24 protein-coding genes and 1 pseudogene are annotated in these 24,323 nt (G+C 40.6%); 8 read left to right on the top strand and 17 right to left on the bottom strand.

From position 1 onward, the window contains the following. Positions 1-14: 14 nt before the first annotated feature. The 6 genes from K1I67_RS07375 to K1I67_RS07350 form a co-directional block, all read right to left on the bottom strand. Entirely contained in the window at positions 15-968 is a 954-nt protein-coding gene (locus K1I67_RS07375; protein WP_223339446.1) for a class I SAM-dependent methyltransferase, read from the bottom strand. Between the two features lie 103 nt (positions 969-1,071). Continuing rightward, on the bottom strand, positions 1,072-2,202 hold the full coding sequence (locus tag K1I67_RS07370) for an N-acetylmuramoyl-L-alanine amidase family protein (RefSeq protein ID WP_223339445.1): 1,131 nt from the start codon (positions 2,200-2,202) through the stop codon (positions 1,072-1,074). A gap of 118 nt (positions 2,203-2,320) precedes the next feature. Then, the gene (locus K1I67_RS07365) at positions 2,321-3,928 is read right to left on the bottom strand and encodes a CTP synthase (protein WP_223339444.1); all 1,608 of its coding nucleotides are present in this window, start codon (positions 3,926-3,928) and stop codon (positions 2,321-2,323) included. Between the two features lie 322 nt (positions 3,929-4,250). Next, positions 4,251-4,826: a DNA-directed RNA polymerase subunit delta gene (rpoE, locus tag K1I67_RS07360; protein ID WP_075232134.1), complete on the bottom strand. Its 576-nt coding sequence runs from the start codon at positions 4,824-4,826 to the stop codon at positions 4,251-4,253. Between the two features lie 292 nt (positions 4,827-5,118). Beyond that, positions 5,119-6,318, bottom strand: coding sequence for an ABC transporter permease (locus tag K1I67_RS07355; RefSeq protein WP_223339443.1), 1,200 nt, complete (start codon positions 6,316-6,318; stop codon positions 5,119-5,121). Continuing rightward, positions 6,315-7,208, bottom strand: coding sequence for an ABC transporter ATP-binding protein (locus K1I67_RS07350; protein WP_006147212.1), 894 nt, complete (start codon positions 7,206-7,208; stop codon positions 6,315-6,317). The genes K1I67_RS07355 and K1I67_RS07350 overlap by 4 nt, the downstream gene beginning before the upstream one ends. 327 nt (positions 7,209-7,535) lie before the next feature. On the opposite strand from K1I67_RS07350, the gene K1I67_RS07345 reads away from it, so the two are divergent. Further along, a complete protein-coding gene (locus K1I67_RS07345; RefSeq protein WP_223339442.1) occupies positions 7,536-8,441 on the top strand; it encodes an alpha/beta fold hydrolase in 906 nt (301 codons plus the stop codon). 119 nt (positions 8,442-8,560) lie between these two features. On the opposite strand, the gene pheT is transcribed toward K1I67_RS07345, so the two are convergent. From pheT to K1I67_RS07320, 5 genes are all read right to left on the bottom strand, one after another. Then, positions 8,561-10,966 (bottom strand): phenylalanine--tRNA ligase subunit beta, encoded by a 2,406-nt coding sequence (gene pheT / locus K1I67_RS07340; protein WP_223339441.1) that lies wholly within the window; start codon positions 10,964-10,966, stop codon positions 8,561-8,563. Positions 10,967-11,096: 130 nt separating this feature from the next. Further along, positions 11,097-12,143 (bottom strand): phenylalanine--tRNA ligase subunit alpha, encoded by a 1,047-nt coding sequence (gene pheS / locus K1I67_RS07335; protein WP_223339440.1) that lies wholly within the window; start codon positions 12,141-12,143, stop codon positions 11,097-11,099. A 277-nt stretch (positions 12,144-12,420) separates the two neighbouring features. Beyond that, positions 12,421-13,137: an LD-carboxypeptidase LdcB/DacB gene (ldcB, locus tag K1I67_RS07330; protein ID WP_223339439.1), complete on the bottom strand. Its 717-nt coding sequence runs from the start codon at positions 13,135-13,137 to the stop codon at positions 12,421-12,423. Positions 13,138-13,148: 11 nt separating this feature from the next. Next, a complete protein-coding gene (locus K1I67_RS07325; RefSeq protein ID WP_223339438.1) occupies positions 13,149-13,610 on the bottom strand; it encodes an HIT family protein in 462 nt (153 codons plus the stop codon). Between the two features lies 1 nt (position 13,611). Continuing rightward, entirely contained in the window at positions 13,612-14,649 is a 1,038-nt protein-coding gene (locus K1I67_RS07320; protein ID WP_223339437.1) for a M42 family metallopeptidase, read from the bottom strand. Between the two features lie 132 nt (positions 14,650-14,781). Here K1I67_RS07320 and K1I67_RS07315 point away from each other — a divergent pair. Then, a pseudogene (locus K1I67_RS07315) lies at positions 14,782-15,315 on the top strand (DUF1307 domain-containing protein). A 47-nt stretch (positions 15,316-15,362) separates the two neighbouring features. On the opposite strand, the gene brnQ reads toward K1I67_RS07315, so the two are convergent. The 5 genes from brnQ to K1I67_RS07290 form a co-directional block, all read right to left on the bottom strand. Next, on the bottom strand, positions 15,363-16,688 hold the full coding sequence (gene brnQ, locus K1I67_RS07310) for a branched-chain amino acid transport system II carrier protein (RefSeq protein WP_223339436.1): 1,326 nt from the start codon (positions 16,686-16,688) through the stop codon (positions 15,363-15,365). Positions 16,689-16,852: 164 nt separating this feature from the next. After that, positions 16,853-17,134 carry a rhodanese-like domain-containing protein gene (locus K1I67_RS07305; protein ID WP_223339435.1) on the bottom strand — a complete coding sequence of 94 codons (282 nt, stop codon included), beginning with the start codon at positions 17,132-17,134 and terminating at the stop codon, positions 16,853-16,855. After that, the gene (locus K1I67_RS07300; protein ID WP_223339434.1) at positions 17,131-17,721 is read right to left on the bottom strand and encodes a uracil-DNA glycosylase family protein; all 591 of its coding nucleotides are present in this window, start codon (positions 17,719-17,721) and stop codon (positions 17,131-17,133) included. The genes K1I67_RS07305 and K1I67_RS07300 overlap by 4 nt, the downstream gene beginning before the upstream one ends. Before the next feature lie 53 nt (positions 17,722-17,774). Further along, entirely contained in the window at positions 17,775-19,175 is a 1,401-nt protein-coding gene (gene pepV / locus K1I67_RS07295; RefSeq protein WP_223339433.1) for a dipeptidase PepV, read from the bottom strand. A gap of 9 nt (positions 19,176-19,184) precedes the next feature. Further along, entirely contained in the window at positions 19,185-19,790 is a 606-nt protein-coding gene (locus K1I67_RS07290) for a nitroreductase family protein (RefSeq protein WP_223339432.1), read from the bottom strand. Positions 19,791-20,016: 226 nt separating this feature from the next. Between K1I67_RS07290 and K1I67_RS07285 the strand changes: the two genes are divergently transcribed. Continuing rightward, on the top strand, positions 20,017-20,826 hold the full coding sequence (locus K1I67_RS07285; protein WP_223339431.1) for an amino acid ABC transporter substrate-binding protein: 810 nt from the start codon (positions 20,017-20,019) through the stop codon (positions 20,824-20,826). 63 nt (positions 20,827-20,889) lie between these two features. On the opposite strand, the gene K1I67_RS07280 is transcribed toward K1I67_RS07285, so the two are convergent. Then, positions 20,890-21,723, bottom strand: coding sequence for a metallophosphoesterase family protein (locus K1I67_RS07280; protein ID WP_223339430.1), 834 nt, complete (start codon positions 21,721-21,723; stop codon positions 20,890-20,892). 208 nt (positions 21,724-21,931) lie between these two features. Here K1I67_RS07280 and K1I67_RS07275 point away from each other — a divergent pair, with 208 nt between their 5' ends. Genes K1I67_RS07275 through K1I67_RS07255 form a run of 5 tightly spaced genes read left to right on the top strand, consistent with a single transcriptional unit; the run spans position 21,932 to position 24,148 of the window. Further along, on the top strand, positions 21,932-22,126 hold the full coding sequence (locus K1I67_RS07275; protein ID WP_006152985.1) for a helix-turn-helix transcriptional regulator: 195 nt from the start codon (positions 21,932-21,934) through the stop codon (positions 22,124-22,126). A 14-nt stretch (positions 22,127-22,140) separates the two neighbouring features. Continuing rightward, complete coding sequence (locus K1I67_RS07270) at positions 22,141-22,683, top strand: DUF3278 domain-containing protein (RefSeq protein WP_223339429.1); 543 nt, start codon at positions 22,141-22,143, stop codon at positions 22,681-22,683. A 10-nt stretch (positions 22,684-22,693) separates the two neighbouring features. Next, positions 22,694-23,236 (top strand): DUF3278 domain-containing protein, encoded by a 543-nt coding sequence (locus K1I67_RS07265; RefSeq protein ID WP_223339428.1) that lies wholly within the window; start codon positions 22,694-22,696, stop codon positions 23,234-23,236. Positions 23,237-23,246: 10 nt separating this feature from the next. Next, on the top strand, positions 23,247-23,582 hold the full coding sequence (locus tag K1I67_RS07260; protein WP_223339427.1) for a hypothetical protein: 336 nt from the start codon (positions 23,247-23,249) through the stop codon (positions 23,580-23,582). Between the two features lie 26 nt (positions 23,583-23,608). Further along, on the top strand, positions 23,609-24,148 hold the full coding sequence (locus K1I67_RS07255) for a DUF3278 domain-containing protein (RefSeq protein WP_223339426.1): 540 nt from the start codon (positions 23,609-23,611) through the stop codon (positions 24,146-24,148). Positions 24,149-24,323: the final 175 nt, after the last annotated feature.

The following is a 24,323-nucleotide window of genomic DNA, read 5'->3' as shown; positions in this document are numbered from 1 at the left end:
TATCAAAATTTATACTAGATTTCATGTTCTTGACACCAATTTTGAAAATTTTCCTTAAATTCCAACAAAATTTCAGGATCCCGAAGGCTAGTAAGTGGATAAACAAAGGGCTCTGTCCCTTCTCCCACCTTCTTTTGCAAAACAAAAATGGTCTTAGACTGGGCTCCTTGAGCGAAGAGATCCTCTGGTAAAGCTATGATAGCGACTAGTTGAGCCTGTTCAGTTAACCATCCTTTCAAGAGATCACTCTGGGGACTCGTCAAAAGATCTGTTGGAGCAAGGAAAATAGCATAGCCTCCCGTCTTCAGATACTTGAGAGATTGCTCCATTAATAGATGATGAGCGTAAGTATGTTCATTCTTTGCTGCCACTTGGTAACGTGAGGCAATCTGATCGTCTGGGTAGTAGCCAATCGGGAGGTCGCTCACAATAATATCACTTTCTTTTAATACTTGTGGACGTACTGCATCTCCTTGGACAAAGCCCATTTGAAGATCCATAACTTCTGCCATGCTTGCAGCCAGATCGATCAAGAGGTCATCTAGTTCAATCCCAAGGTAATCTACCTTTTTGTTCATGGACGTTAAGAAACTAGCACCTAGAATTCCCATCCCAGACCCCAACTCTAATAAACTTAGATTCTCAGCAGGCCACAGTTGCTCCATCAGAAAAATCATCAAGTGACCAATGGCATCTGGTGTAAACTGGTGATTTGCTTGGAGAGGTTCTGTTTGCGCTGCCTTCATTAATAAGAATTGGTAGGTTCGCAACCACTCTTCTTTTCGAAGTGCCAATCGTTTTAATGCTTGATTATTTTTCTTGACATCTTCCAGATTTGTCTGACCATCCAGATAGATTCCATTTTGCTCAATCAAGGCATCGTAAAAATTTGTCGTCAAATCATTTTGGATGATTTGGACATTTTCTAGTAAATAGGTATATGCTTGTTCAATTTTTTCAAAATCCATACCCTTATCTTACCAAAAATAATGTCCTTTTTCCAGATTTTCATAATTGTGAAAATGAAAAAAAGAAAATCTATCTCCTTAATAGATTTTCTCTGTTTAACATTTATTTCCAAGCGCCACTGGCATCTACATAGTAACCATCTGGTGTGCGTGTGTTGCTAAGCATATTACCAGATGAAGCCAGATAGTACCACTTACCATTATCTTTGATCCAGCCTGTTGCCATTGCACCTGAATCTTTTAGATAGTACCAAGAGCCCTTATCTTTGACCCAACCTGTTGCCATTGAACCTGAGTCTTCTAGGTAATACCAAGTACCACCATCTTTAAGCCAGCCTGTCGCCATAGAACCTGAGTCTTTTAGGTAATACCAAGAGCCGTTATCATACAACCAATCAGCTGAAATCATAGCTCCTGATGATTTAAAGGCATACCAGCTACCACCTTGATGAAGCCATGTTTGATTAAACATAACCCCTTTATCATCCATAAAATACCAGCTTCCATTGTCCTTAATCCAAGCATCTTTAACTAGTTGTCCTTGTTTTTGATAGTACCAGTTTTGTTTAGATTTTAGCCAGCTTTCTGTTTTTATAATTGGATAAAGTTCTTGGAAAGCTCCCCCACCCTTATAAGAATGACTGATAGTTTCTGGTTTTGCAAGTTTCAACTCACCATTGTCATAATCTGCCCAAGCATAGACTTTTTGACCATTGACAGTCTCTGGTAAGGTTGCAGTGTAAGTCTTAGTTCGATAGTCCCATTTGGTATCAATGTAGATGTATTGATCGTTTGATTCTTCAATACGGAAGTAACCACTCTTTCCACCGTCATGATATACATCATCAACTACTTTAGTGGACCAGGTCTTTACTTCATTTCCGCTCTTGGCTTCTACCTTGATATCCCCTCTATAGCCATAGGGTACGTAGAAATTCAGGTAACGCCCCTCTGTACCGACCATAGACTTGTCCTTTTCTTGACCTAGAAAATTGACAGTCTGATCTTGACCATTTAAAGTGACTTTCCATTCAATTTTTTCGTTTTTGGGCAAATCCAAGACTTTGATATCTACTTCATGGCCGTTATTAAATCGGAGAATTTTGCCATCTTGATATTGAACACCACCCTTAATAACCCATTCTTCTTCAAGCTCGAACGCCTTTCCTGAATGAGGAAAAGCTAGTAAAGCTAAACCTGCTAAAGACAAACTAAATAGTGTGATTTTTTTCATGAGATTTCCTCCTGTTTTTATCCATGTTAATTATATCACTATGTTATTTTTTTGCAAGAGATATCCTAAATGTATATAGGAAAAACCTCTGAGATAACTCTCAAAGGTTTTATTCTGTCTATTTACTATTTTCAACCGCTGCTGTTACAAAAGCAGTGTAAAGTTCTTCTGGGCGGTTTGGACGACTTGAAAGCTCTGGGTGGTATTGACAAGCCACAAAGAATTTGTTTTCTGGAATTTCCACAATTTCTACCAAGCGGTTGTCTGGTGAAACACCTGAAAAGACAAAACCTGCTCCTTCAAACTGTTCACGAAAAGCATTGTTAAACTCATAACGGTGACGGTGACGGCGTTGCACCACCTCTTTGTTATGATAAGCTGCCGCTGCCTTAGAACCACGTTTTAACTTAGAAGGATAAAGTCCCAAACGAAGGGTACCACCCATGTCCTCAACATCAATCTGATCACGCATGATATCGATGATAGGGTATTTGGTATCAGGATTTAGCTCTGCTGAATTAGCTCCTTCAAGACCTAAGACATTTCGGGCAAACTCGATACAGGTCAACTGCATACCCAAGCAGACTCCCAGCATTGGTACATCATTTTCACGCGCATAGCGAATCGCTTCAATCTTACCTTCTGTTCCACGTTGACCAAAACCACCTGGCACGATGATTCCGTCAGCATCAGATAGGAGTTCTGCCACATTGTCAGCTGTCACATCGTTAGCATTGACCCAATCAATCTTGACTTCTGCATCATTGGCATAACCAGAGTGTTTCAAGGCTTCAACAACGGAGATGTAGGCATCTTGCAACTCAACATACTTACCAACAAGGGCAATCTTGACTTGTTTTTTGAGGTTCATGACCTTATCAACCATAGCTGACCACTCTGTCATATCTGCTGCAGGTGCATCTATTTTCAAATGGTCACAGACGATTTGGTCCATACCTTGTGCTTGCAGATTAAGCGGGATTTGGTAAAGATGATCGACATCTAATGACTCGATGACTGCTTCTGGCGCCACATCACAGAACTGGGCTAGTTTATTTTTAATTCCTTGTCCAGCTGGCTTTTCAGTACGTATAACCAACATATTTGGTTGGATTCCCAAACCACGCAATTCCTTGACAGAGTGTTGAGTTGGTTTGGTTTTCATTTCACCAGCTACCTTGAGGTAAGGAAGCAAGGTTGTATGGATATACATGACGTTATCAGCGCCGACATCTGCCTTCATCTGACGAAGAGCTTCTAAGAATGGAAGGGACTCGATATCGCCGACTGTTCCACCAACCTCTGTAATAATGACATCAGAATCTGTCGTAAGAGCAGCACGCTTGATTTTTTCTTTCAAGGCATCTGTAATATGAGGAATAACTTGGACAGTTGCTCCAAGGTACTCTCCACGGCGTTCTTTGCGAAGAACTTCGCTGTAGATTTTACCAGTTGTCACGTTTGAGTATTTATTAAGGTTAATATCAATAAAACGCTCATAGTGACCCAAGTCCAAGTCTGTCTCAGCCCCATCATCAGTTACAAATACTTCCCCGTGCTGATATGGGCTCATGGTTCCTGGGTCGATATTGATATAAGGGTCAAATTTTTGAATGGTCACCTTCAAACCACGGTTTTTCAAAAGACGCCCAAGGCTCGCTGCAACGATCCCTTTCCCAATAGACGATACCACACCACCAGTGACAAAAATATATTTCGTAGACATAGATTCCTCTTTCTAAAATGCTCAAGGTCTTGTTTACTAACAGGGGATTGAGAAAACAAGACCTTCATCAATAACTACACCCCAAGAAGAAAAGCTTCCTGGAAAAAACAAAAATAGCTCCCTAATAACTAGGAAGCTCCGACCTCTAAAAGAGGTGCCCGAACAATATATTACCTCAAAATAAAGCATTTGTCAAATAGAACAAATCGTTGACTTGGCATTCTATTTTGCATAACTCATTCAAACTAGAAACTAAAAAAGAGGCTGGATCTAGGAAATCGAGACTTGATAGACCGACTCCAGCTCCAACCCCTTTTTATTTTTATTCTTCCTCTTCTTCAGAGTCTTCGTCGTCCTCTTCATTAAGATCGACTTCTTCATCTAGATCATCCGGTGCAATTTCATTGATTTCAGCATCGTAGGCTTCCACTTCATTTTTCTCATCATCTGGATTTTCATCATCATAAGAAAGAGCTGGATCTTCTTCGTATGCATCCTCATCTTCTGGATCATCTGCACTGTAATCAATAGCATCTGCATCACCATCCATGAAGGCGTTGACACGTTTTTTCTTAGCCTTAGGTGTTACTTCTTCATCATCACTTTCTTCAAGAGCAATGATTTCCTCATCGATTTCATCGACTCCATACCATGAACGAAGCCCCCATTTGTTATCTCCAAGGGAGATAAAGCTACCGTCAAAGTTCAACTCTGTGTAGAACAAAGGCAAAGCTTCACGAATATCGCTATTAGAGGTACCGAGATAGTTTTGGATTTCATTAACCAAATCACTAAAATGCATTTCGTGATCACGACCACGGAGTTCCAAGATGGCACGAGCCACCTCAATCATAGATAGTTCACTTTTTTCTTGCCCAGCAAATACTTCTAATTCCAAAGCGTTTCTCCTCATTTTTTACTACTAACGCCAGAGTGGATAAACTCTGATCTCATTTTATCATGTACTCTTTATTGTACGATAATTTTGCCTAATAGTCAAAGGTTTAGGAGAAATAAATGTGAAATATTTCAGCTAATTAATACTCAATGAAAATCAAAGAGCAAACTAGGAAGCTAGCCACAGGCTGCTCAAAACACTGTTTTGAGGTTGCAGATGGAAGCTGACGTGGTTTGAAGAGATTTTCGAAGAGTATAAAAGACCTGGGAGATACACTCACAGGTCCGATACTTTATTTATAACTTAAAGCTCGTTTAAAGGTTTTCCAGATCCCCAAATCATCCGTTTGAAGGACCAAACTAGCATACATGCGTCCGATAAAGGCTGTTGCAGTTACTGCAAAAATCACCGTTATAGCAAGCGAAATCCAAGCCTCTAGTCCATTTGCGTAACCATTGATAGCTCTGAAAGGCATAAAGAAGGTTGAAACGAATGGAATGTAAGAACCGATTTTCAAGATTAAATTATCACCAGAAGTTCCTAATACAGTTACCCCAATGAAACCTACCATAATCAAAAGCATCAAAGGCGATAAGGCCTTACCAGAGTCTTCAGGTCGTGAAACCATAGAACCTAAGAAGGCAGCCAAGACCACATACATAAAGAGACTAACCAAGACAAACAATAAGGTATTGATCGAAAAGGCTTCTCCCAAGTGATTTAGAATACCTGAATTAGCCAAGATAGGCATATCCTTAAAGAAGAAAATAGCTCCAAGACCACCTACAACATAAATACCAATATGAGTCAAAATAACAAGAAGTAAGGCAATCATGCGGGCGTAGAAATAATGGCTAGCACGAATGCTTGAGAAGACCACTTCCATGATTTTGGTTCCTTTTTCACTAGCTACCTCTTGAGCAGTAACACTAGCATAAGTAATCAAAATCATATAGAGGAAGAAACCTAGTCCTGCAGCCGCAAAGGTTTGGACCATCTTTTTATTTTCCTTGGCTTCATCAATCTGTTCTGTGAATTGAATTGTTTGAGCCAAGCGTTTTTCCTGTTCCTGAGACAAATTTGCTTCTGAACGGTTGAGTTGGGATTGGAGTTCATTCAACTTAGCGGTCACTGCTAACTTAATGCCACTCTCTAGTGAAGTCTCACCATGATAGACTGCCTTGAGGACACTATTCTCCTGGTCAATGGTCAGATAGCCTTTTATTTTCTCATCTTTGATAGCGGCTTGGGCACTTGCTTCATCCTTATAGTCAAAGTTAAGACCATTGGTCGATTTAAGTTCTTCTGTAACAAGAGGAACAGAACTAACTACTGCTACCTTACTATTTTGAGCCAAGGAAGAACCTTGGAGAACACCAATTCCTCCAGAAAGACCTAAAAAGAGGAAAGGCGAAATCACCATAAAGAAGAAACTCCACGACTTGACATGTCTTAGATAGGTTTCTTTGATTACAACCCACATATTTCTCATACTTCCACCCCTGATTCTAATTTAAAGATTTCATCGATTGTTGGAGCTTGTTGATCAAAAGTCGCGATATATTGACCTTGAGTCAATATTGGGAAGAGTTCTCTACCTGCACTTTCATCATCTAAAATCAACTTCCAACTACCTTGCTTGGTCAAGCTAACCTGTTTGACATGAGGAAGACTCTCCAGTTCTTCCTTGCTTCGTTCACTTGAAACAAAAAGTCGTGTTTTGCCGTATTGATTGCGGACTTCTTGAACCGGTCCATGCAAGACCACACGTCCATCTCGAATCATGAGGATATCATCACAAAGCTCTTCGACATTGGTCATGACATGGTCAGAAAAGATAATGGTCGCGCCGCGTTCTTTTTCTTTCAAGATAACCCGCTTAAGAAGTTCGGTATTAACTGGATCCAAGCCACTAAAAGGCTCATCTAGGATAATCAAATCTGGTTCATGAATCAAAGTGATAATCAACTGAATCTTCTGTTGATTTCCTTTTGAGAGACTTTTGATCTTATCCGTCAATTTTCCCTTGACTTCCAATTTTTCCATCCATTGAGGGAGTTTTTCTTTGATTTCCTTGGTGTCCATGCCTTTTAGGGTCGCCAAGTAACGAACTTGTTCAAGGACTGTCAATTTAGGCATAAGACTGCGTTCTTCGGGTAGATAACCAATGCGAGCATAGGTCTCCTGACGAATGTCTTGACCATCAAGCTCAATCTCCCCTTGATAGTCTAAAAATTTCAAAATACTGTGAAAAATAGTTGTTTTCCCAGCTCCATTTTTACCAACCAGCCCTAAAATACGCCCTGGTCTTGCTTGAAAGTCAACACCAAACAAAACTTGCTTAGGCCCAAAACTTTTCTCTAGATTTCTTACTTCGAGCATCATCCACCTCCGAAATTTATTGCACTTATTATACTCCTTTTTGATAGCATTTACAATGATTTATGTACATTTTTAAATCTTGATTTCAAGAAGGATATTTACTGGATAAGGACTTTATTGGCTCATCACCAAGCATTTTAGTCCTCCAGATTTTAAGTGATAAATTTATTATACTCATTTCTTGATAAATCCGTTGGCTATGTCCTCAAATGTTCATTTTCAGTCCTGAATTGTTACTACTAATCTTCATCATTCTGCCTAGCTTATCGTGCTATTTTATGGTATATTTTTGATAGACTATAGATTATCATAAGCAAGGAATCTGATATGAAAAAAAGACTTAAACTCGAACCAAACAACAATAACTTAATCATTTGGGAAGCTGAACAACCAAAAGCCATTCTTCAGATTGTACATGGCATGGTAGAATACGTAGAACGATATGAAGAATTTGCTCTAGCCATGAATAACGAAGGCTTTACTGTTATCGGCCATGATCATCTCGGCCACGGTTATACTGCTCAAAATCCAAGTCAACTCGGAGTCTTTCCTGAATCTCCCGAGGAACTCATCGATGATATTGAAAGAGTGACCTCTTTAATTCAAGAAAGCTATCCAGAACTTCCAATCGTCCTTCTAGGGCATTCTATGGGTTCTCTTATGTGTCGCTATTATGTAGCTAAGCGAAAACCACCTATCAATGCCTTGATTATCATGGCGACTGGTCAACAACCTCAATTTCTGACTCGATTCGCTCTCATCCTAACAGAATACATCCGACTTATAAAAGGGAATAAACACCGTAGTAAACTACTAACCTACCTGTCCACTGACAGTTTTAACCGTAGTATTAAGAATCCTAAAACATCTGTCGATTGGCTCTCAAAAAATGAAGAATCCAATCAAGCTTATCTGAAGGATCCATTCTGTCAATTCATACCTACTATTCCTATGTACAGATCTATTTTTTACTTTTCTAACCAAGTAGCTAGTAAACAAGTGATTGATGAGATCCCAGCCCAACTTCCTATTCTCGTTATTTCGGGGCAAGAAGACCCTCTAGGTGAAAATGGCAAAGGTATAGAGAGATTTGTAAAACTCCTAAAGGCTTCACATTCGAAAGTAAGCCTCCGACTAGTTGAAGAGGCTCGTCACGAAATTCTAAACGAGAATAATCGAAACGATACTTATCACTTCATAGCTGATTGGATGACAAAAAATACCGATGTCTGATCATCTTGTAACAGTATTAAAAAGGAGTTGTTTCCCCGTCAATTTGATTCAATCATCAGGCTAAAGCTTGATGATTTTTTCTACTAAAAAATCCATCCCTAGGGATGGATTGAAGGTTTTTAACGCACTTCTGCATTCACTTTTTCTTCGAGTGATGCTTGGATTTTTTCCATGTAGCGTGCGACTTCTTCGTCAGTCAAGCTATCTTCTGGATTTTGGAAGGTCAAGCTATAAGCCATTGACTTCATACCTAGTCCCAATTTTTCGCCTGAGAAAACGTCAAAGAGTTTGATATCTGTCAATCGTTTCACGCCTGCAGCCTGGATAGCATCTACAACTTCTTGGTGAGTGACTTCTGCCTTGAGGAGAAGGGCGATATCACGGCTCACCGCTGGGAATTTGGTGATTTCCACAAATGGAGCGGCTGGTTGAAGAGCTGTCTCAATAGCTGAAAGGTTGAGCTCTGCTACATAAGTTTCTGGAATATCGTAAGCCTTGGCTGTAACAGGATGTACTTGACCGAGGAAACCAAGGACTTGGTCACCGAGTGAGATCAAGGCTGTACGTCCTGGGTGAAGACTAGCAATTTCAGAAGTTGCTGTATAAGTCACTTCAAGACCCAAGCGAGCAAAGAGAGCTTCCAAAATTCCCTTAGCATAGAAGAAGTCAACAGGAACTGCTGCTGTTTGGAAGTCTTTTTCAGCGACTAAGCCAGTCAAGGCAAAGGCAAAGCTGTTGATCTCATTTGGCAAGTCTTCTTTTGGATTACCAGTTTGTTCAAAGACTTTTCCAATCTCATAAAGAGCCAAGTCTTTGTTCTTACGTGCTACGTTGTAGGCAACTGTATCAAGGATACCTGAAACCATATTTTGACGGAGAACAGAACGGTCCACAGTCATTGGCCACATGAGCTCTGTTAAGTTACTTGGGGCAGTCGTAAATTCAACCGCTTTTTCAGGAGTTGTTAGAGCGTAGGTAATGATTTCTGTCAAGCCTGCTCCTTCTGCAATGGTACGAACTTGACGACGGAGTTTTTGTGTCGCAGTCAATTCACCAGCGGTACCATCGTCTTTTGGAAGACTGGTTGGCAAGCGATCATAGCCATAGATACGAGCGATTTCTTCAAAGAGGTCAGCCTCGATAGTGATATCCCAACGACGACGTGGTACGCTTACTGTGAAGCTATCTACATTTCCAGAAAGACCGAAGCCAAGACGACGGAAGACATCTTCAACATCAGCAAATGAAAGCTCTGTACCGAGGACACGGTTGACATCAGCAAGAGTTGAAGAAACTTCCACATCAGAAGTGTCAAGCTCACCTGCTGAAACAATGCCCTTACGCACTGTTGCTCCTGCAAGCTCTGCAATCATGCTGGCTGCCGCATCAAGGGCTTCATTGACTGTTGCCACATTGATGCCTTTTTCAAAGCGAGAAGATGATTCTGAACGAAGGTTGAGACGACCGCTAGTCTTACGGATAGATTTGCCATTGAAAACAGCAGCTTCAAGGACAACACGACTAGAGTTTTCAGAGATTTCTGTAGCCTGACCACCCATAACACCTGCAAGGGCTACTGGTTTGTCAGCGACCGTAATCACGAGGTCATTCGTTTCCAACTCACGTTCTTCACCGTCTAAGGTTACCAATTTTTCACCAGCACGCGCTTCACGCACACGGATCTCGCTTCCTTCAAAGGTATCCAAGTCAAAGGCATGCATCGGCTGACCAAAGTAAAGTAAGATATAGTTGGTTACGTCAACTACATTGTTAATCGGACGGATACCTTCATTCATGAGAAGATTTTGCAACCATTGTGGACTTGGTGTGATGGTCACATTATCCAAGATACGAGCCGCATAGTAAGGAGCCTTGTCTGTCTCAATGCTGACAGAAAGAGCATCGGCTGCAGCTTGGTCTGTTTCTGTTAAGGTAAATTCTTTAAAGTTGACTGCCTTGTCATAGATGGCTGCTACTTCGTGCGCTACTCCACGCATAGAAAGAGCGTCTGCACGGTTTGGTGTGATAGAAAGTTCGATAATTTCATCATCCAAGTCTAGGTATGAGAAGACTTCCTCACCTGGAACGGCATTTTCTGGCAAGATTTGGATGCCATCTGCAAATTCCTTAGGTACAACTGAGTCAGAAATACCCAATTCACCAAGGGAGCAGATCATTCCGAGAGATTCTAAACCACGGATTTTCCCTTTTTTGATTTTGTAATTGTCAGCGATACGAGCTCCCGGAAGTGCCACCATAACCTTGATACCTGCACGAACATTTGGTGCTCCACAGACGATTTGACGGGCTTCTTCTTCGCCAACGTTAACCTGACAAACATGAAGGTGAGTTTCTGGCACATCTTCGCAAGACAAGACCTCACCGACAACAATTTTTGAGAGACCGGCAGCTGGTGATTCAACACCTTCTACTTCGATCCCTGTAGTTGACATTTTCTCAGCCAACTCTTGTGATGGCACATCAATGTCCACCAATTCTTTTAACCATTTATATGATACTAACATAATTCTGATCGTAAGATCTCATCAATCGAGACCTTTTCAATTCCTTTCTTTTTCTTCGAGTAAGCTCTTGCCATTTCTCACCGAGAGGAAATGACTAGAACTGTATAGGACTGTGTTTCAGGTTTCAATCTTATTTAAACTGTTCTGAGAAGCGGACATCCCCTTGGTAGAATCCACGGATATCGTTGATACCGTAACGAAGCATGGCTACACGCTCTTGACCAAGACCAAAGGCAAAACCAGAGTAAACAGTCGCATCGATACCACTCATCTCAAGGACACGTGGGTGAACCATACCGGCACCCATAATCTCGATCCAACCTGTTTTCTTACATACGTTACAGCCGTCTCCTCCACACTTGAAGCATGAAACGTCAACTTCAACAGATGGCTCTGTGAATGGGAAGTAAGATGGGCGCAAACGAATTTGACGCTCTTCGCCAAACATTTTTTGTACAATCAACTGAAGCGTTCCTTGAAGATCGGCCATAGAGATGTTTTTCCCAACAACCAAGCCTTCGATTTGGTGGAATTGGTGACTGTGGGTTGCATCGTCCGTATCACGACGGAATACTCGCCCTGGTGAGATCATCTTCAAAGGACCATTAGAAAAATCATGGGCATCCATCGCACGCGCCTGAACTGGAGACGTGTGGGTACGGAGCAAGATTTCTTCTGTGATGTAGAAAGTGTCCTGCATATCACGGGCTGGGTGGTCTTTTGGAAGGTTCATACGTTCGAAGTTGTAGTAATCTTGCTCCACTTCAAATCCATCCACGACTTGGTAACCCATACCGATGAAGATATCCTCGATTTCTTCACTAGTTTGTGTAAGAACGTGACGGTGACCAGTCGCAACTGGACGACCTGGAAGTGTCACATCTATGCTTTCACTTGCTAGTTGAGCTTCCACTTTCTTTTCTTCCAAGAGCTTAGCTGTTTCTTCAAAGGCAGCTGTTAGGACATCACGAGCCTCATTGACGTGTTTTCCGATAACAGGGCGCATTTCAGCAGAAACGTCTTTCATCCCTTTAAGGATTTCAGTCAGTGACCCTTTTTTACCAAGGACTGAGACTCGCAAATCTTGCATCTCTTTTTCATTTTCAGCAGTAATCTGCTTCAAGCTAGCTAGCGTTTCTTCACGAAGCGCTTTTAATTGTTCTTCAATAGTTGACATAATTCCTCCATCAGTCTCTCGTAAGATAAAAAGAAAACCACATGCCAAAAACTCCACTCGGAGCGTTGACACGCGGTACCATCCGTTTTCATCTGACAAGTCAGACCTTTATTTCTGAATCCATAGGCAAGTGAATTCACCCAGCTTTCATATAGAGAGCTTTCAGTCACGGCTCTCCTCCCTGATATACTTCCCCTGAGATACTAGTCTTGCAGATTCCTATTTAATTATTATTCATTTTATCAAAATTTAAGTAATCTTGCAAGATGTTTTGCGACTAATCAACATAGTCTCCACCTTCAAAGCCATAGTACTCTTCTAAACTGAGACCACTAGCTGCGATTTCTTTGGCTTCTTTGCCAACATAGCGAAGGTGCCATTCCTCAGCCATATAACCCGTTTCCTTTTCCTTACCTTTTAGATAACGAACGACAAAGCCATAGTCTGCTGCATGGTCCAAAAGCCATTGGGCTGCCTTTTCTTCAGTGACTAGGTCTCCATTTGTTCCGATCAGGTCAAAAGCCAGACCAGTTTGGTGTTCACTATAACCAGGTCTTGCCGAATAGCGGTCAGCTTCAGCCTTGCCATCTTTATTTACATAGTTTTGATAAAGCTGAGTTTGAGTTTCATAACTTCTAAAACCACTATAGTGATCACTAATTGGGAATCCTGCTTGTTGCATAGCTGCAATAAGCTTCAACAACTCCGCCTTTGCTGTAGGATTTTCTCCAGGATTGTAGTCTTTTGACATAGGATAATGCTTATTAGCGACAACAATCTCATCGTACTTTCCTTGAATGCTGTAGTGATCTCCTTTGTTGACCACTTGAGCTTTCTTTTGACTAGCTTCTTGAGACTTACTTCCCGCGGTTCCTTCTTCTACAGTCTTTTGTTCTGTAGAAGACTTAGCCTCTGTAGTTGCTGGTTTTTCTTGCGAACAAGCTGCTAATGTCAATGCTAATAATCCTGATAATACAAGATATCTTTTCTTCATCTTTAATCCTTTCATTTTACTATCTGGTTTAAAGTTTCTGATAATGTCGCAATCAAGTTTTCCAGTCTCCGATCTTTAACGTGATATTCCTCAGCAACCATTTCTTCCCATGGGACCCACCAAACTGGGCCACAACCGTTAAGCCCGTGTCCCTTCATATCACCCTCTCGTCTCGGAAAAATATGCCAGTGAGCATGTGCATCCCCATTTCCTAACAACTCTACATTCATCTTTTGAGCTGAAAAAGCTATAGAGACAGCTTCCTGGACTAGACTCATTTCCTCTAAAAAGCGAAGTTTGATACTTGGTTTTAGATGATGTAATTCTGTAACATGTTCCTTGGCTAAGAAGAGAGTATAGCCTTCAAAATACTGGTGGTCACCAATTACGACATATCCTGTTTCTAGTTCCTTTACAAAGTAGGGATTTTCCCCTGCCTTAATCAATTCAATTCGTTCACAAATTAGGCACATCCTAGTCCACCAACTCACTCTTAAGATAAGCGTCCACCATACGCTCAGTAGCAACTACAGAATCGATATGAGTTCGCTCGTAAGAGTGACTAGACTCGATACCCGCTCCTAGGAGAGCGTGTTTGACCTCTGCGCCAGCTGACATGGCTGCAGAAGCATCCGAACCGTAAAATGGATAGATATCGAGTTTAAATGGAATGTCTTGGTCTTTTGCTAGAGCAACCAGATGTTGACGGAATTCGTAGTGATAAGGACCTGAAGCATCTTTGACACAGATAGACACTGTGTACTCATCCGTCTGCTGGTCATCTCCCATTGCTCCCATATCTACCGCTAGATATTCGACAACTTGACTTGGGATACTTGAGTTAGCACCATGCCCCACTTCTTCAAAGACCGAGAAGGCAAAATGCGTAGTGACAGGAAGTTCAATCCCTTCTTCCTTATAGGCTTTAAGGAGATTTAGAAGGATAGCTGCACTGACCTTATCATCCAAATGACGCGATTTGATAAAGCCTTTCTCAGTTACGACAGTTCGTGGGTCAAAGCTGATAAAGTCACCAACCTCAATACCAAGTGCGCGTGTTTCTTTTTCATTGGTCACTTTTTCATCCAAACGCACTTCCATATTGTCCTGCGTGCGTTCAGCAGTTCCAGCGTCCTTGTATACATGACAAGAAGTCTGGTGGATCAAAATCGTTCCAGATAACGTTTTACCTGTGCTAGCCACATGAACTGTACAGTTTTCGCCTTCAATCATATTCCAAGGGTAGCCACCAATACGGTCCATTTTAAGACGACCATCTGGTTTAACAGCGCGAACGATAGCTCCCAAGGTATCCACATGGGCGGTCACATAACGCTGTTGCTGGTCATTTTTACCTTTAATGGTAACATTCACTCCACCTTTAGCAGTACGGATTGGTTGATAACCTAGTTTTTCAAGAGTCTCAACTAAATAATTCGTAATTTCACGTGTGAAACCAGTTGGGGATGCGATAGCAGTTAGTTCTTTGATATATTCTACAGTTTGATTCATTTCTTCACCTCTTGCTACCATTATATCACTTTTCCCATTTTAGTATGTGCAAAAAGGAAAAGCAAATATACTTTGAATGTAAAATTACTTTATGGTATAACAAAAGTAGTTCTTAGGAAGAAAGGAAAAAATATGAACAAATATTTTAAAATGACACTTCTCTTAGCTTTACCCTTGGCATTCTTGTTGGGATGTTCAAAACAATCATCAACAACTTCTAACTCTTCAAAAGTAGAGTCAACTGAGGTAAAAACTACTGAAGCTGAAAAAGCTGAAAAGAAAGCCGAACTAAAAACTGTTACTTTTGTAAATGATTCTTAGCCCGGTGTCCAATCAACATTGATCTATACAGTTGATGGTGATAACGTTGTGAAACAAACCGCTCATAATGTCGCTGATCCTGAAGTCCTCAATAATACAGCAGATGCTGTAAAAAGTGTTCTTGAAGAAACCTACAAAGGCTATAAGGGACTTAAAGGGGTAACTTTCTCAATCGAAGTTAAAGATGCTAAAGTCGTTCAAGATCTTGAAATCGATCTTTCAGTTGCAAGCATTGACGAACTTAGAAAAGCTTTACCAGAAGAATACTCAGGCGTTGGAAAAAACGTAAGTTTTAAAGCCTCTAAAAAAATGTTAACAGACCTTGGTTATACAGAAAAAAACTAAGCAACTAAGACTAAATAGAAAAAACTTGGCTCATGCCAAGTTTTTTTCTATTCCATTTCAAAAGCTTCACTTTCTTGTTTATTTGGAAGAACAAGAGAAAGTAGAATTCCGATAATAGCTGGTACCAACCATGGCAGAGAAGCCTCCGCAAATGGTAGAGCGTTCACGATATTTGCAAGGACCTCAACTTTAAAAGTAGATCCTAAAACACTTGCAATAGCAATGGCTGTGACAATACCAACAGTTAATTGCATTCCTGGTTTTGAAAGAGCAACAAACTTGTTCACAATCACAATCATGACAATGGCAATCGTAATTGGGTACAAGATAACTAGGACAGGGATAGAATATTTGATGATTGCATCAAGACCAAGGTTGGCAATTGCAAAACCAATCAAGGTAAAGACAGTCGCATAAACCTTATAGCTAAGTTGTGGGAAACGTCCGTTAAAGAATTCAGCAGTTGAAACAATCAAACCTACAGTCGTTGTGAAGCAGGTTACTGTTACCATGGCTGCTAGGAATAATTGAGCTGTTGAACCAAAGATTTCTTGGGTCGCTTGCGACAAGATATAAACTCCTGGAGTTCCACCCTTCATCGCTTCTTCTGTCATCGGGAAGTGATTTCCAAGGTAACCTAAGCCGATGTAAAGGGCACTAAAGCCAATTGCTACGACAATACCGACTACCCAAATAGTTGAAATATACTCTTTTTTACTTGAAAATCCAAGTTGTTTCAAGGTTTGAACAGCGATTACACTGAAGGCAACAGAGGCAAGAGCATCTAGAGTGTTATATCCTTCAAGGAATCCTGCTCCAAATGCTGAAGCCTGATAAGCTCCTGAAGCCGCTTGTGGTGCATTTCCACCGTATTTAAAGGCTCCAAGGATGACCAGAACAACAATTAAGAGGGCAAAAACTGGAGTCAAGACACGACCAATACGATCCAAAATCTTTGAAGGATTAAGAGCAATCAGATAAGCTGCAACAAAGTAGATAAGTGTGAAAACAATCAAGCCTAATCCCTTATCTGCTTCGGCCAAGAGTGGACTAATCCCTACTGCAAAAGAAGTTGTCGCTGTACGCGGAATCGCAAAGAATGGACCAATCGACAAGTACAAAACTGCTAGATAAACTGTCGCAAACCATGGAGAAATTTTCTTAGAAATTTCATAGATATACCCCTTAGGATTAAGGGTTCCGATAATCAAGGTTAGGACAGCAATCCCGACACCTGAAAATACAAATCCTGCAATAGCAGGGAGGAAGTTATCTCCAGACTGAGCGCCCAGAGTTGGAGGGAAAATTAAGTTACCTGCTCCAAAAAATATTCCAAACAGGAGTAATCCTGTTAAAGCACCTTTTTTAGCCATAAACTCTCCTTATAAAAAATAAAATACTTTCTTAGTATAACATGTTTAAAGGCTTGAAAAGGCTCTCACGGAACAATTCTAAAATGTTTTCAATTTTCTGATTTTTAGAGCAAATAAACTCCCTTTAAAACCTTTCTTATTTTAGGTCTTAAAGGGAGGTTTTCTTATTCTAAAGCATCCATGCCACCTTGGACATTGATAACCTCATAGCCTTGTTCTGCTAAAAATTGACAGGCACGTGCTGAACGCATTCCTGATTTACAAATCACATAGTAAGACTGGGCTTTGTCTAGTTGCTCATAAGTATCGGCTAGTTGGCTGAGAGGAAAATTACGAGCACCTTCTAAATGAAGAACCTCAAATTCCTCAACTTCTCTCACATCCAATAGAGAAAGCGACTCTTTCTGGTATAGTTGGTAAAAATCATTAAAAGTAATTTCTTTCATTGTTCATCTCCGAGAATTTTTTGGATTTTATCTTTCAAGTCAGGCAGGACTTCTGCTTCAAACCAAGGATTTTTTTTCATCCAGATTTGGTTCCGAGGTGACGGGTGTACTAGAGGGAAATAATCTGGCAAATAATCTTTAAATCGATGTACACGATCCGTTACCTTTCCACTGACTTTCTCATGCAGATAGTATGCCTGTGCATACTGCCCAATCAAGAGCGTCAATTGGATATACGGTAACTCTTTCAAGAGTTCTGGGTGCCACTTTTCTGCAAAACCAGGTCTAGGCGGTAAATCACCGGATTTCCCATGTCCTGGAAAATAGAAATCCATGGGCATGACTGCAAAATAACCTGAATTGTAAAAGGTATCCTCATCCACACCCAACCAGTCTCGCAATCGATCCCCACTTTTATCCTTCCAGTACAGCCCTGCTTCCTGAGTTTTAAGACCAGGTGCCTGCCCAATGATATTGATCCGAGCTGTCTTTGGTGCTGCAAAGAGAGGCTCGATACCTTGTTTCGTATAACTGGCATTTTGTGGATCTGCCATAATGGCTTGTTTGATGTTTTCGATTTGAGACATCTGTTTTCCCTCCAAAAAGAAGTCTAAGCATACAATCTCAGACTTCTATAGCATTATTTGATCAATTCGTAAATAGCTTCAGCATAGATGGCTGCTGCACGGAAGAGATCGTCCAAGGCGATAAATTCGTTGGCTTGGTGCATAGTGTCGATAGAGTCTGGGAACATAGCACCATAGGCTACACCACGTTCTAAGAGGCGTCCAAAAGTTCCACCCCCGATAACTTGTTCATGCCCTTGAAGACCCGTTTGTTTTTCATAAACGCTCAACAAGGTTTGGACAAGCGGATCTTCCATTGGTACATAGTGAGGTGTATGTCCGTGTTCTGACAAACTAACTGAAGCAACTGGCAAGTTTTCAAGAACTGACTTGATTTGCTCTGGACTTGTTCCTTTTGGATAACGGAAGTTGAGGGCAATAGTATTATCAGTACTTGCTTCGTCAAAGCGGAAGACACCTGCATTCATAGAAAGGGCACCCATCTTTTCATCCACATGAGCAACTTTCAAGTTCTTCCCTTCATGGTCATTCAAGAGAATCTTACCAGCAATGTCAAGGTAGTCTTTTGCAGGTCCTTCAAAGGCAAACTGGCTAAGGAAGAGAGCAAGATAAGTCGCACCATTGACACCTGAAGCAGGCATAGCACCGTGGGCAGATTTACCGATAATAGTAACCTTATATCGACCGTTTTCTTCTTGGATTTCTCCTCTAAGTTTGTGCTCTGCGACAAAGGCATCTAGTTTCGCTTGCAAGTCAGCCAAGTCACCTGAAACGACTGCAGTCGCTGATTCAGGAACCATATTTTCACGCAAACCACCTGTAAAGCTGTGAAGACGAGCTGCTCCCTTGTTTTCACCGGCAAAATGGAGATATTCTGTGATATTTCCTTTTTCACCATTGATAATTGGGAATTCAGCATCTGGAGAGAAACCGAAGTCTGGCTTCGCAAGTCCTACATGTTCAAAGTAGTAGTCCATGTCTGCCCAACCTGATTCTTCATCAGTTCCGACAATAAAGCGAACTTTTTTAGAAGTTGGAAGACCAAGTTCTTTAATGATTTTCAAACCATAGTAACACGCTGTAGTTGGTCCCTTATCATCAGAAGCACCACGCGCATAAAGACGACCATCTTTGATAGTTGGAGTGTAAGGATCAGTGTCCCAACCGCTACCCGCCGGTACCACGTCCATGTGGGCAAAGATTCCAAGAACTTCCTTACCTTCACCAAACTCAAAATGTCCTGCATAGTTGTCGACATTTTTTGTTGGATAACCATCACGGTCTGCGATTTCAAGGAATTTCTCCAAAGCTTTTACTGGACCAGGTCCAAATGGATGCTGAGCATCAGCCTTGCTATCATCACGTTCTGAGTTGATTTCCAAAAGGCTGAATAAGTCGGCCAAAAGGTCTTCTTTGCGTTTTTCTACTTCTGCTGTAAAATCAATTGTTGTCATGTTTTCTTCCTATCTTTTTTCGATAATTTCATCTACTGGCAAGCGGTAGCTTGGTTCTAACTTCTCATCTGTGTAACCCACTGTGATCAAAAGTTCTGGGCGGAAACGTTCTTCGATTTCCAAGACTTCATTGGCTTTTGATTTGTCAAAACCAAGGATAATGTTTGAACCAATTCCCTGGTCAGTCAAAGCAAGGACCAAGTTCATAGCTACAAGCCCAGCATTAAGAGCCAAGTAGTCACTGACTTGCTGTTCGTTATAACGTGCAAATTCTGCTGGAAGATTTTTCATAAAGTACTGTAGTTGTTCTTCTGAGAAATTATTGGCACCACCAATTCGAGCAATCTTGCGAGCTCGTTTAGCTAGGTCAGTATCTGTAAACAAGGCAATGGTTACAGGGGCAGATGCTACTTGCTCAAAGTTTGAACCGTAAGCCAATTTTGCTAATTCAGAATTTCTCTCACGAACCACGACAAACTTCCAAGGCTGACTGTTGTGAGCGCTTGGTGCCAAGGTTGCGATTTCGATAGCTGTACGAACATCCTTAGGATCAACCGGTTTATCAATAAAATGCTTGGTCGCATGACGTTTTTTATTTAACTCAAGAAATTTCATAATTGATTTCCTTTTCTATTTCTACTGCTTCCATTTTACCATATTTTGAAAGAGCTTGCAGAGTTTTTTCATTAGTGAAACAAATTATCTTTTTTCAAATTCCACTTTCAGTTCTAGGCTCCATTTTAAAATTATAATGTTTCTCTATCGTCTCCATAAAAAATATATATTGGATATATGATTGATTGTCTGGTAAGCTAGATACCATTAAGTAAAGGAGACACACATGAAAAAATTATTCTTATTATTAGCCATTAGTCCCTTGTTAGTGGCCTGTGGACAATCTAAACAGGAAAGTGCTTCAACTTCTACTACTAGCCCTAAAACCATTGTCGTAGCCACTGCCGGAGACATCCCACCTTTTGACTTTGAACAAGATGGTAGCCTAACTGGATATGATGTTGAAGTTTTAAAAGCGGTCGATGAAAAACTAGATCAATACAAGATTGAATTTCAAAAAACAGCTTGGGAGAGTATCTTCCCTGGAGTTGATGCTGGCCGTTACCAAGCTGCTGCCAACAACTTGAGCTACACCAAAGAAAGAGCAGACAAATACCTCTACTCGCTACCTATCGCAAAAAATCCTTTGGTTCTTGTGAGCAGAAAAGACAAGGCTCTTACCTCTCTTCAAGACATCGCTGGTAAAACAACCCAGGATGACACTGGAACTTCTACTGCCAAGGTTGTTACGGACTGGAATCAAAATCACTCAGACAATCCTGCCACCATCCAATACTCTGGTGAGGATGTCGCTAAACGCCTGACTGACCTCGCCAATGGTGAATTTGATTTCCTAATCTTTGATAAAATCTCTGTTCAAAAAATTATCCAAGACCGTGGCTTAGACTTGAACGTAGTCGACTTGGCGAGCAATGACAATCCAAACAACTACATCATCTTCTCAAGCGACCAAAAAGAATTTAAAGAACAATTTGACAAGGTCCTCAAAGAACTCTACCAAGATGGAACCCTTGAAAAACTCAGCAAAACCTATCTCGGTGGTTCTTACTTACCAGATCAATCTCAATTACAATAAGATATATTAAAAACGATTGGCTCGTCCAATCGTTTATTTAGTATCTGTTCGTTAAAGCACCTTTTACCAAAAATCAAAATAGTTTTTGACATCCTTGATATAACCATGTTTTTCATTGAGGCTGGCTAACAAATCTCTATTATGGCCTTGATAGTTGTCCTCACGTCGTAATTCCTCATACATTTCGATAAAAGGAAGTCCTTTGGCCTTGGCTGATTCTAGTTCTGCTTCATAGTCATAGGCAATTTTTCGAAATTGAATATTGACTAATTCACCATTTTCAACTTCAAGTAAGGCATACTGAGCTCGGTGATTTTTCAGCCCATTCCAGTCAAAATAAGGCATACCAATCGAACCTGGATTGATGATTTGTTGCCCTTGACTACCATAACGCAAAAGCTGTTTATGGACATGTCCATAGACGGCTACATCTGTAGCTTCATCAAGTAGCTGGTCAAATTTTTCGGTATCATTTTCAACCAGCAAATCACCACCATAATTTTTCTCAGGTAAATTATGTGAAAGAGAAAAGCGCAAGCCTTCTACTTCTTTCTTGGCTATCATAGGTAGCTTTCTCAACCAATCAATATGCTCAGGGTTTATGCGCTCCATCAGATACTGAGTCATCCTGAGAAACTGAATTTCTTCGGGATCTTCTAGACCATAGAGCCCGCCTAAAGCCACTAACACACAATCATCCCAGTTCCCTCGAACGGATGCTGTAATGGGTAGGTCTTTCAACAGAGCCACCAAGTCATTTGCTCCCGGCCCAGGAAGAAAAATATCTCCCAAAAGCCAATATTCAGTCGTTCCCAAATTTTTAGCGTCCTCAAGCACTCCAGCTAAAGCCGTCGTGTTGCCATGAATGTCTGATAAAATTGCAATCTTATGGTTCATTTTCTGCTCTTTCTTTATTGGATAGCATTCAGGGTATCCAAATCACTATTATTTTCCTTCATTATACCATAAAATCGCTAGAAGATTTTCACATAGAAATATTATCACCAAGATTCTTTTAAAAATATGTCAAAAATAGTTGACATTGTGTTCTTAAAAGAATATACTATAGTCAAATATATATGACATAAACTAAAAAGGAGGAAGCATGAATCGTGTAAAAGAATTCCGCAAGGAACTGGGCAAGTCCCAACTCGAGCTCGCCAAGGATATCGGTGTCTCGAGACAAACCATCAACATGATTGAAAACGACAAGTACAATCCCACCCTGGAACTCTGTCTCAATCTCGCTCGAAGCCTCCAAACTGACCTCAACAGTCTCTTTTGGGAGGATGATTTTTAAAAAGGAGAAGAAAAATGAAAAAAGAAACCTTCACGGAAAAACTGATCAAACGCACTTACGGTATTTCTGATCCGCTTGACGAATACAAACGACGTGAGGCTGACCGCATTGGAAATAAAGTCTTTATGATTCTCTTTTATCTGATGATTTTCGGAAATCTTATTCCACTCGTTCTAGCCTATAAATATCCTCAGCTAGTGGCTCTAGTCTATCCTCCTCTAATTTTAGTGATTGCCCTCATCGCTGCTGGATATCTCACCTACCAAATGCAAAAAACAGGGATTACAACTATTGAACCAGATATGCTGAGCGAGAAAGAAAGTAAGCAACTACACTACCCAGGTCTTAAAGCAGGTTTGTTCTTTGGTCTATGGATGTTTTTTATAACTCCTCTTCTCGGTATACTCATAGGTGAAGGTCAGGACTATCTTCATTCTCTTCTCACTATAAGAAATGGTGTATCAAGCATTCTCGGTTCTATCTTCTTCGGAGCGAGCATACAGTTCCTCATCTCCCGTCGCATTGAAAAAGCTAAGAAAGAGCAAGATGAGGATTAGGAGAATGCTTATGAAAAAAGAATCCCTCAATGAAAAACTGATCAAACGCATCTATGGCATTTCAGGCCCCCTTGATGAACACAAACAGCGAGAGGCCGATCGTATCGGTAACCAAGTCTTTATGATTCTCTTTTATCTGATGATATTTGGCAATCTTATTCCGCTCGTCCTCGCTACCAAATATCCAGAAATAGTTGCTATCGGTTATCCTCTGGTGATATTTGGTATTTCCATGGTTTGTGCCTTCTATGTGCTCTCTCAAACCAAGAAAACGGGTATCACAGCCATCGATCCTGATATGTTGAGCCAAAAGGAAAAGAAACAGTTACGTTTTCCTGGTCTGAAAGCGGGTCTAATCTATGGATCAGTCATGTTATTTGGAATACCACTTCTTAATGTCTTGACGGATGATAGTAAAAATTATCTTAGTTCTCTTTTAAATACAGGACATTTTGTGACAACTATCGTAGCAACTTTATTCTTCGGATTGATCATGCAGAGCGGTATCTCCCTTCGGATTCAAAAAGCCAAGGAAGAGCAAGACGACGATTAGGAGAACGCTTATGAAATCACTAGTAACTTTACTTACCTATCATCTTTTGTTTGCTTCTCTACTCACCTTCATCATCGTTTCAGGGAACTTGCCAATCTACGATATAGTCCTACTTCCAGTCTTTGTTCCAGCACTCAACAAAGGATTGACTTATCTAAAGATCGACTCCCAAACAACGCGCATACTCAACTTAGCACTATTCTTTATGATTCTATCCTTTCTATCCTTACCACAACTGACACTCATTTCAAGCAATTGGAAATATTATTTACTGTTCACTATCGCTATCCTTTCTTCTATTACTTATCTTTATTATCTCTATCAATTCGCAAAAGAAACAAAATAACATCGTTCATTTAGGAGAAATTACCCATGCAAAAAGAAGACTTAACAACTCGCTTACTTCGAAATTTCTTTCATATACAAGGACCTTTTGACGAATGCCGTCAAGAGGTTATCTACAAGGCTTGCGCCCGTTCCATGGTCCAAATCTTTTACTCTTCCTTCTTTCTCTTCCTGTTCTATATTTTGTTCGGACGCTTTATAGAAATTGTTCGAAATGTTATGCCCTACATCTATTTTGGACTCATTCTGTTCATGAGTATAAAAGCTCAAAGAGCCGTCCAAGAGCTTCATCTTGAAAAGGATGACAAATCAGAAATCATCTACAAAACCTACAGCAAACACCAAATAAAAGTTCGTAGTTGGTTGGTATTTATAAGTATTGAGATTGGCTTATTTGCTCTGTTGCTCTTTCATAAACTCTTCGTTCAACAGATGTCCCTTTCAACTTTCTTGGAAAAAATCATCCAAACAGAGATAATGATCCCCTTACTGGTCTTTGGTCTTAGTATTGGAGCCATCTTTGGGACTATGGTCTACAGTTTTTTATCGTTGCACAAGGAGAAGTAAGAAACTGCTTGGATTATTGTTTAAAAGCAGATTGACAAAAACTCACTTTATTGCAAAATTCCAGTAAATATTTTCATGATAAAACGCATAATATCAATCCCCCAATTGTCAAGTCAAGTGCAACAAAGTTGTTCCTCTGATTAAGCGAGTATCTTTCAAGCTGTTTGAGCTGACT

It is taken from the genome of Streptococcus infantis (assembly GCF_019929575.1).
Lineage (GTDB): Bacteria > Bacillota > Bacilli > Lactobacillales > Streptococcaceae > Streptococcus > Streptococcus infantis_L.
This window is presented reverse-complemented; position numbering and strand designations above follow the sequence as displayed.

Bases quoted from the DNA above. Each gene is read 5' to 3' on its own strand.
- K1I67_RS07260 (WP_223339427.1), top strand. From the start codon at position 23,247: ATGAAATCACTAGTAACTTTACTTACCTATCATCTTTTGTTTGCTTCT.
- K1I67_RS07320 (WP_223339437.1), bottom strand. From the start codon at position 14,649: ATGAATCAAACTGTAGAATATATCAAAGAACTAACTGCTATCGCATCC.
- K1I67_RS07265 (WP_223339428.1), top strand. From the start codon at position 22,694: ATGAAAAAAGAATCCCTCAATGAAAAACTGATCAAACGCATCTATGGC.
- pheT (WP_223339441.1), bottom strand. From the start codon at position 10,966: ATGTTAGTATCATATAAATGGTTAAAAGAATTGGTGGACATTGATGTG.
- K1I67_RS07325 (WP_223339438.1), bottom strand. From the start codon at position 13,610: ATGTGCCTAATTTGTGAACGAATTGAATTGATTAAGGCAGGGGAAAAT.
- K1I67_RS07270 (WP_223339429.1), top strand. From the start codon at position 22,141: ATGAAAAAAGAAACCTTCACGGAAAAACTGATCAAACGCACTTACGGT.
- ldcB (WP_223339439.1), bottom strand. From the start codon at position 13,137: ATGAAGAAAAGATATCTTGTATTATCAGGATTATTAGCATTGACATTA.
- K1I67_RS07305 (WP_223339435.1), bottom strand. From the start codon at position 17,134: ATGAAAGAAATTACTTTTAATGATTTTTACCAACTATACCAGAAAGAG.
- K1I67_RS07365 (WP_223339444.1), bottom strand. From the start codon at position 3,928: ATGTCTACGAAATATATTTTTGTCACTGGTGGTGTGGTATCGTCTATT.
- K1I67_RS07370 (WP_223339445.1), bottom strand. From the start codon at position 2,202: ATGAAAAAAATCACACTATTTAGTTTGTCTTTAGCAGGTTTAGCTTTA.
- pepV (WP_223339433.1), bottom strand. From the start codon at position 19,175: ATGACAACAATTGATTTTACAGCAGAAGTAGAAAAACGCAAAGAAGAC.
- K1I67_RS07345 (WP_223339442.1), top strand. From the start codon at position 7,536: ATGAAAAAAAGACTTAAACTCGAACCAAACAACAATAACTTAATCATT.
- pheS (WP_223339440.1), bottom strand. From the start codon at position 12,143: ATGTCAACTATTGAAGAACAATTAAAAGCGCTTCGTGAAGAAACGCTA.
- K1I67_RS07275 (WP_006152985.1), top strand. From the start codon at position 21,932: ATGAATCGTGTAAAAGAATTCCGCAAGGAACTGGGCAAGTCCCAACTC.
- K1I67_RS07255 (WP_223339426.1), top strand. From the start codon at position 23,609: ATGCAAAAAGAAGACTTAACAACTCGCTTACTTCGAAATTTCTTTCAT.
- brnQ (WP_223339436.1), bottom strand. From the start codon at position 16,688: ATGGCTAAAAAAGGTGCTTTAACAGGATTACTCCTGTTTGGAATATTT.
- K1I67_RS07350 (WP_006147212.1), bottom strand. From the start codon at position 7,208: ATGCTCGAAGTAAGAAATCTAGAGAAAAGTTTTGGGCCTAAGCAAGTT.
- K1I67_RS07355 (WP_223339443.1), bottom strand. From the start codon at position 6,318: ATGAGAAATATGTGGGTTGTAATCAAAGAAACCTATCTAAGACATGTC.
- K1I67_RS07285 (WP_223339431.1), top strand. From the start codon at position 20,017: ATGAAAAAATTATTCTTATTATTAGCCATTAGTCCCTTGTTAGTGGCC.
- K1I67_RS07300 (WP_223339434.1), bottom strand. From the start codon at position 17,721: ATGTCTCAAATCGAAAACATCAAACAAGCCATTATGGCAGATCCACAA.
- K1I67_RS07375 (WP_223339446.1), bottom strand. From the start codon at position 968: ATGGATTTTGAAAAAATTGAACAAGCATATACCTATTTACTAGAAAAT.
- K1I67_RS07280 (WP_223339430.1), bottom strand. From the start codon at position 21,723: ATGAACCATAAGATTGCAATTTTATCAGACATTCATGGCAACACGACG.
- K1I67_RS07290 (WP_223339432.1), bottom strand. From the start codon at position 19,790: ATGAAATTTCTTGAGTTAAATAAAAAACGTCATGCGACCAAGCATTTT.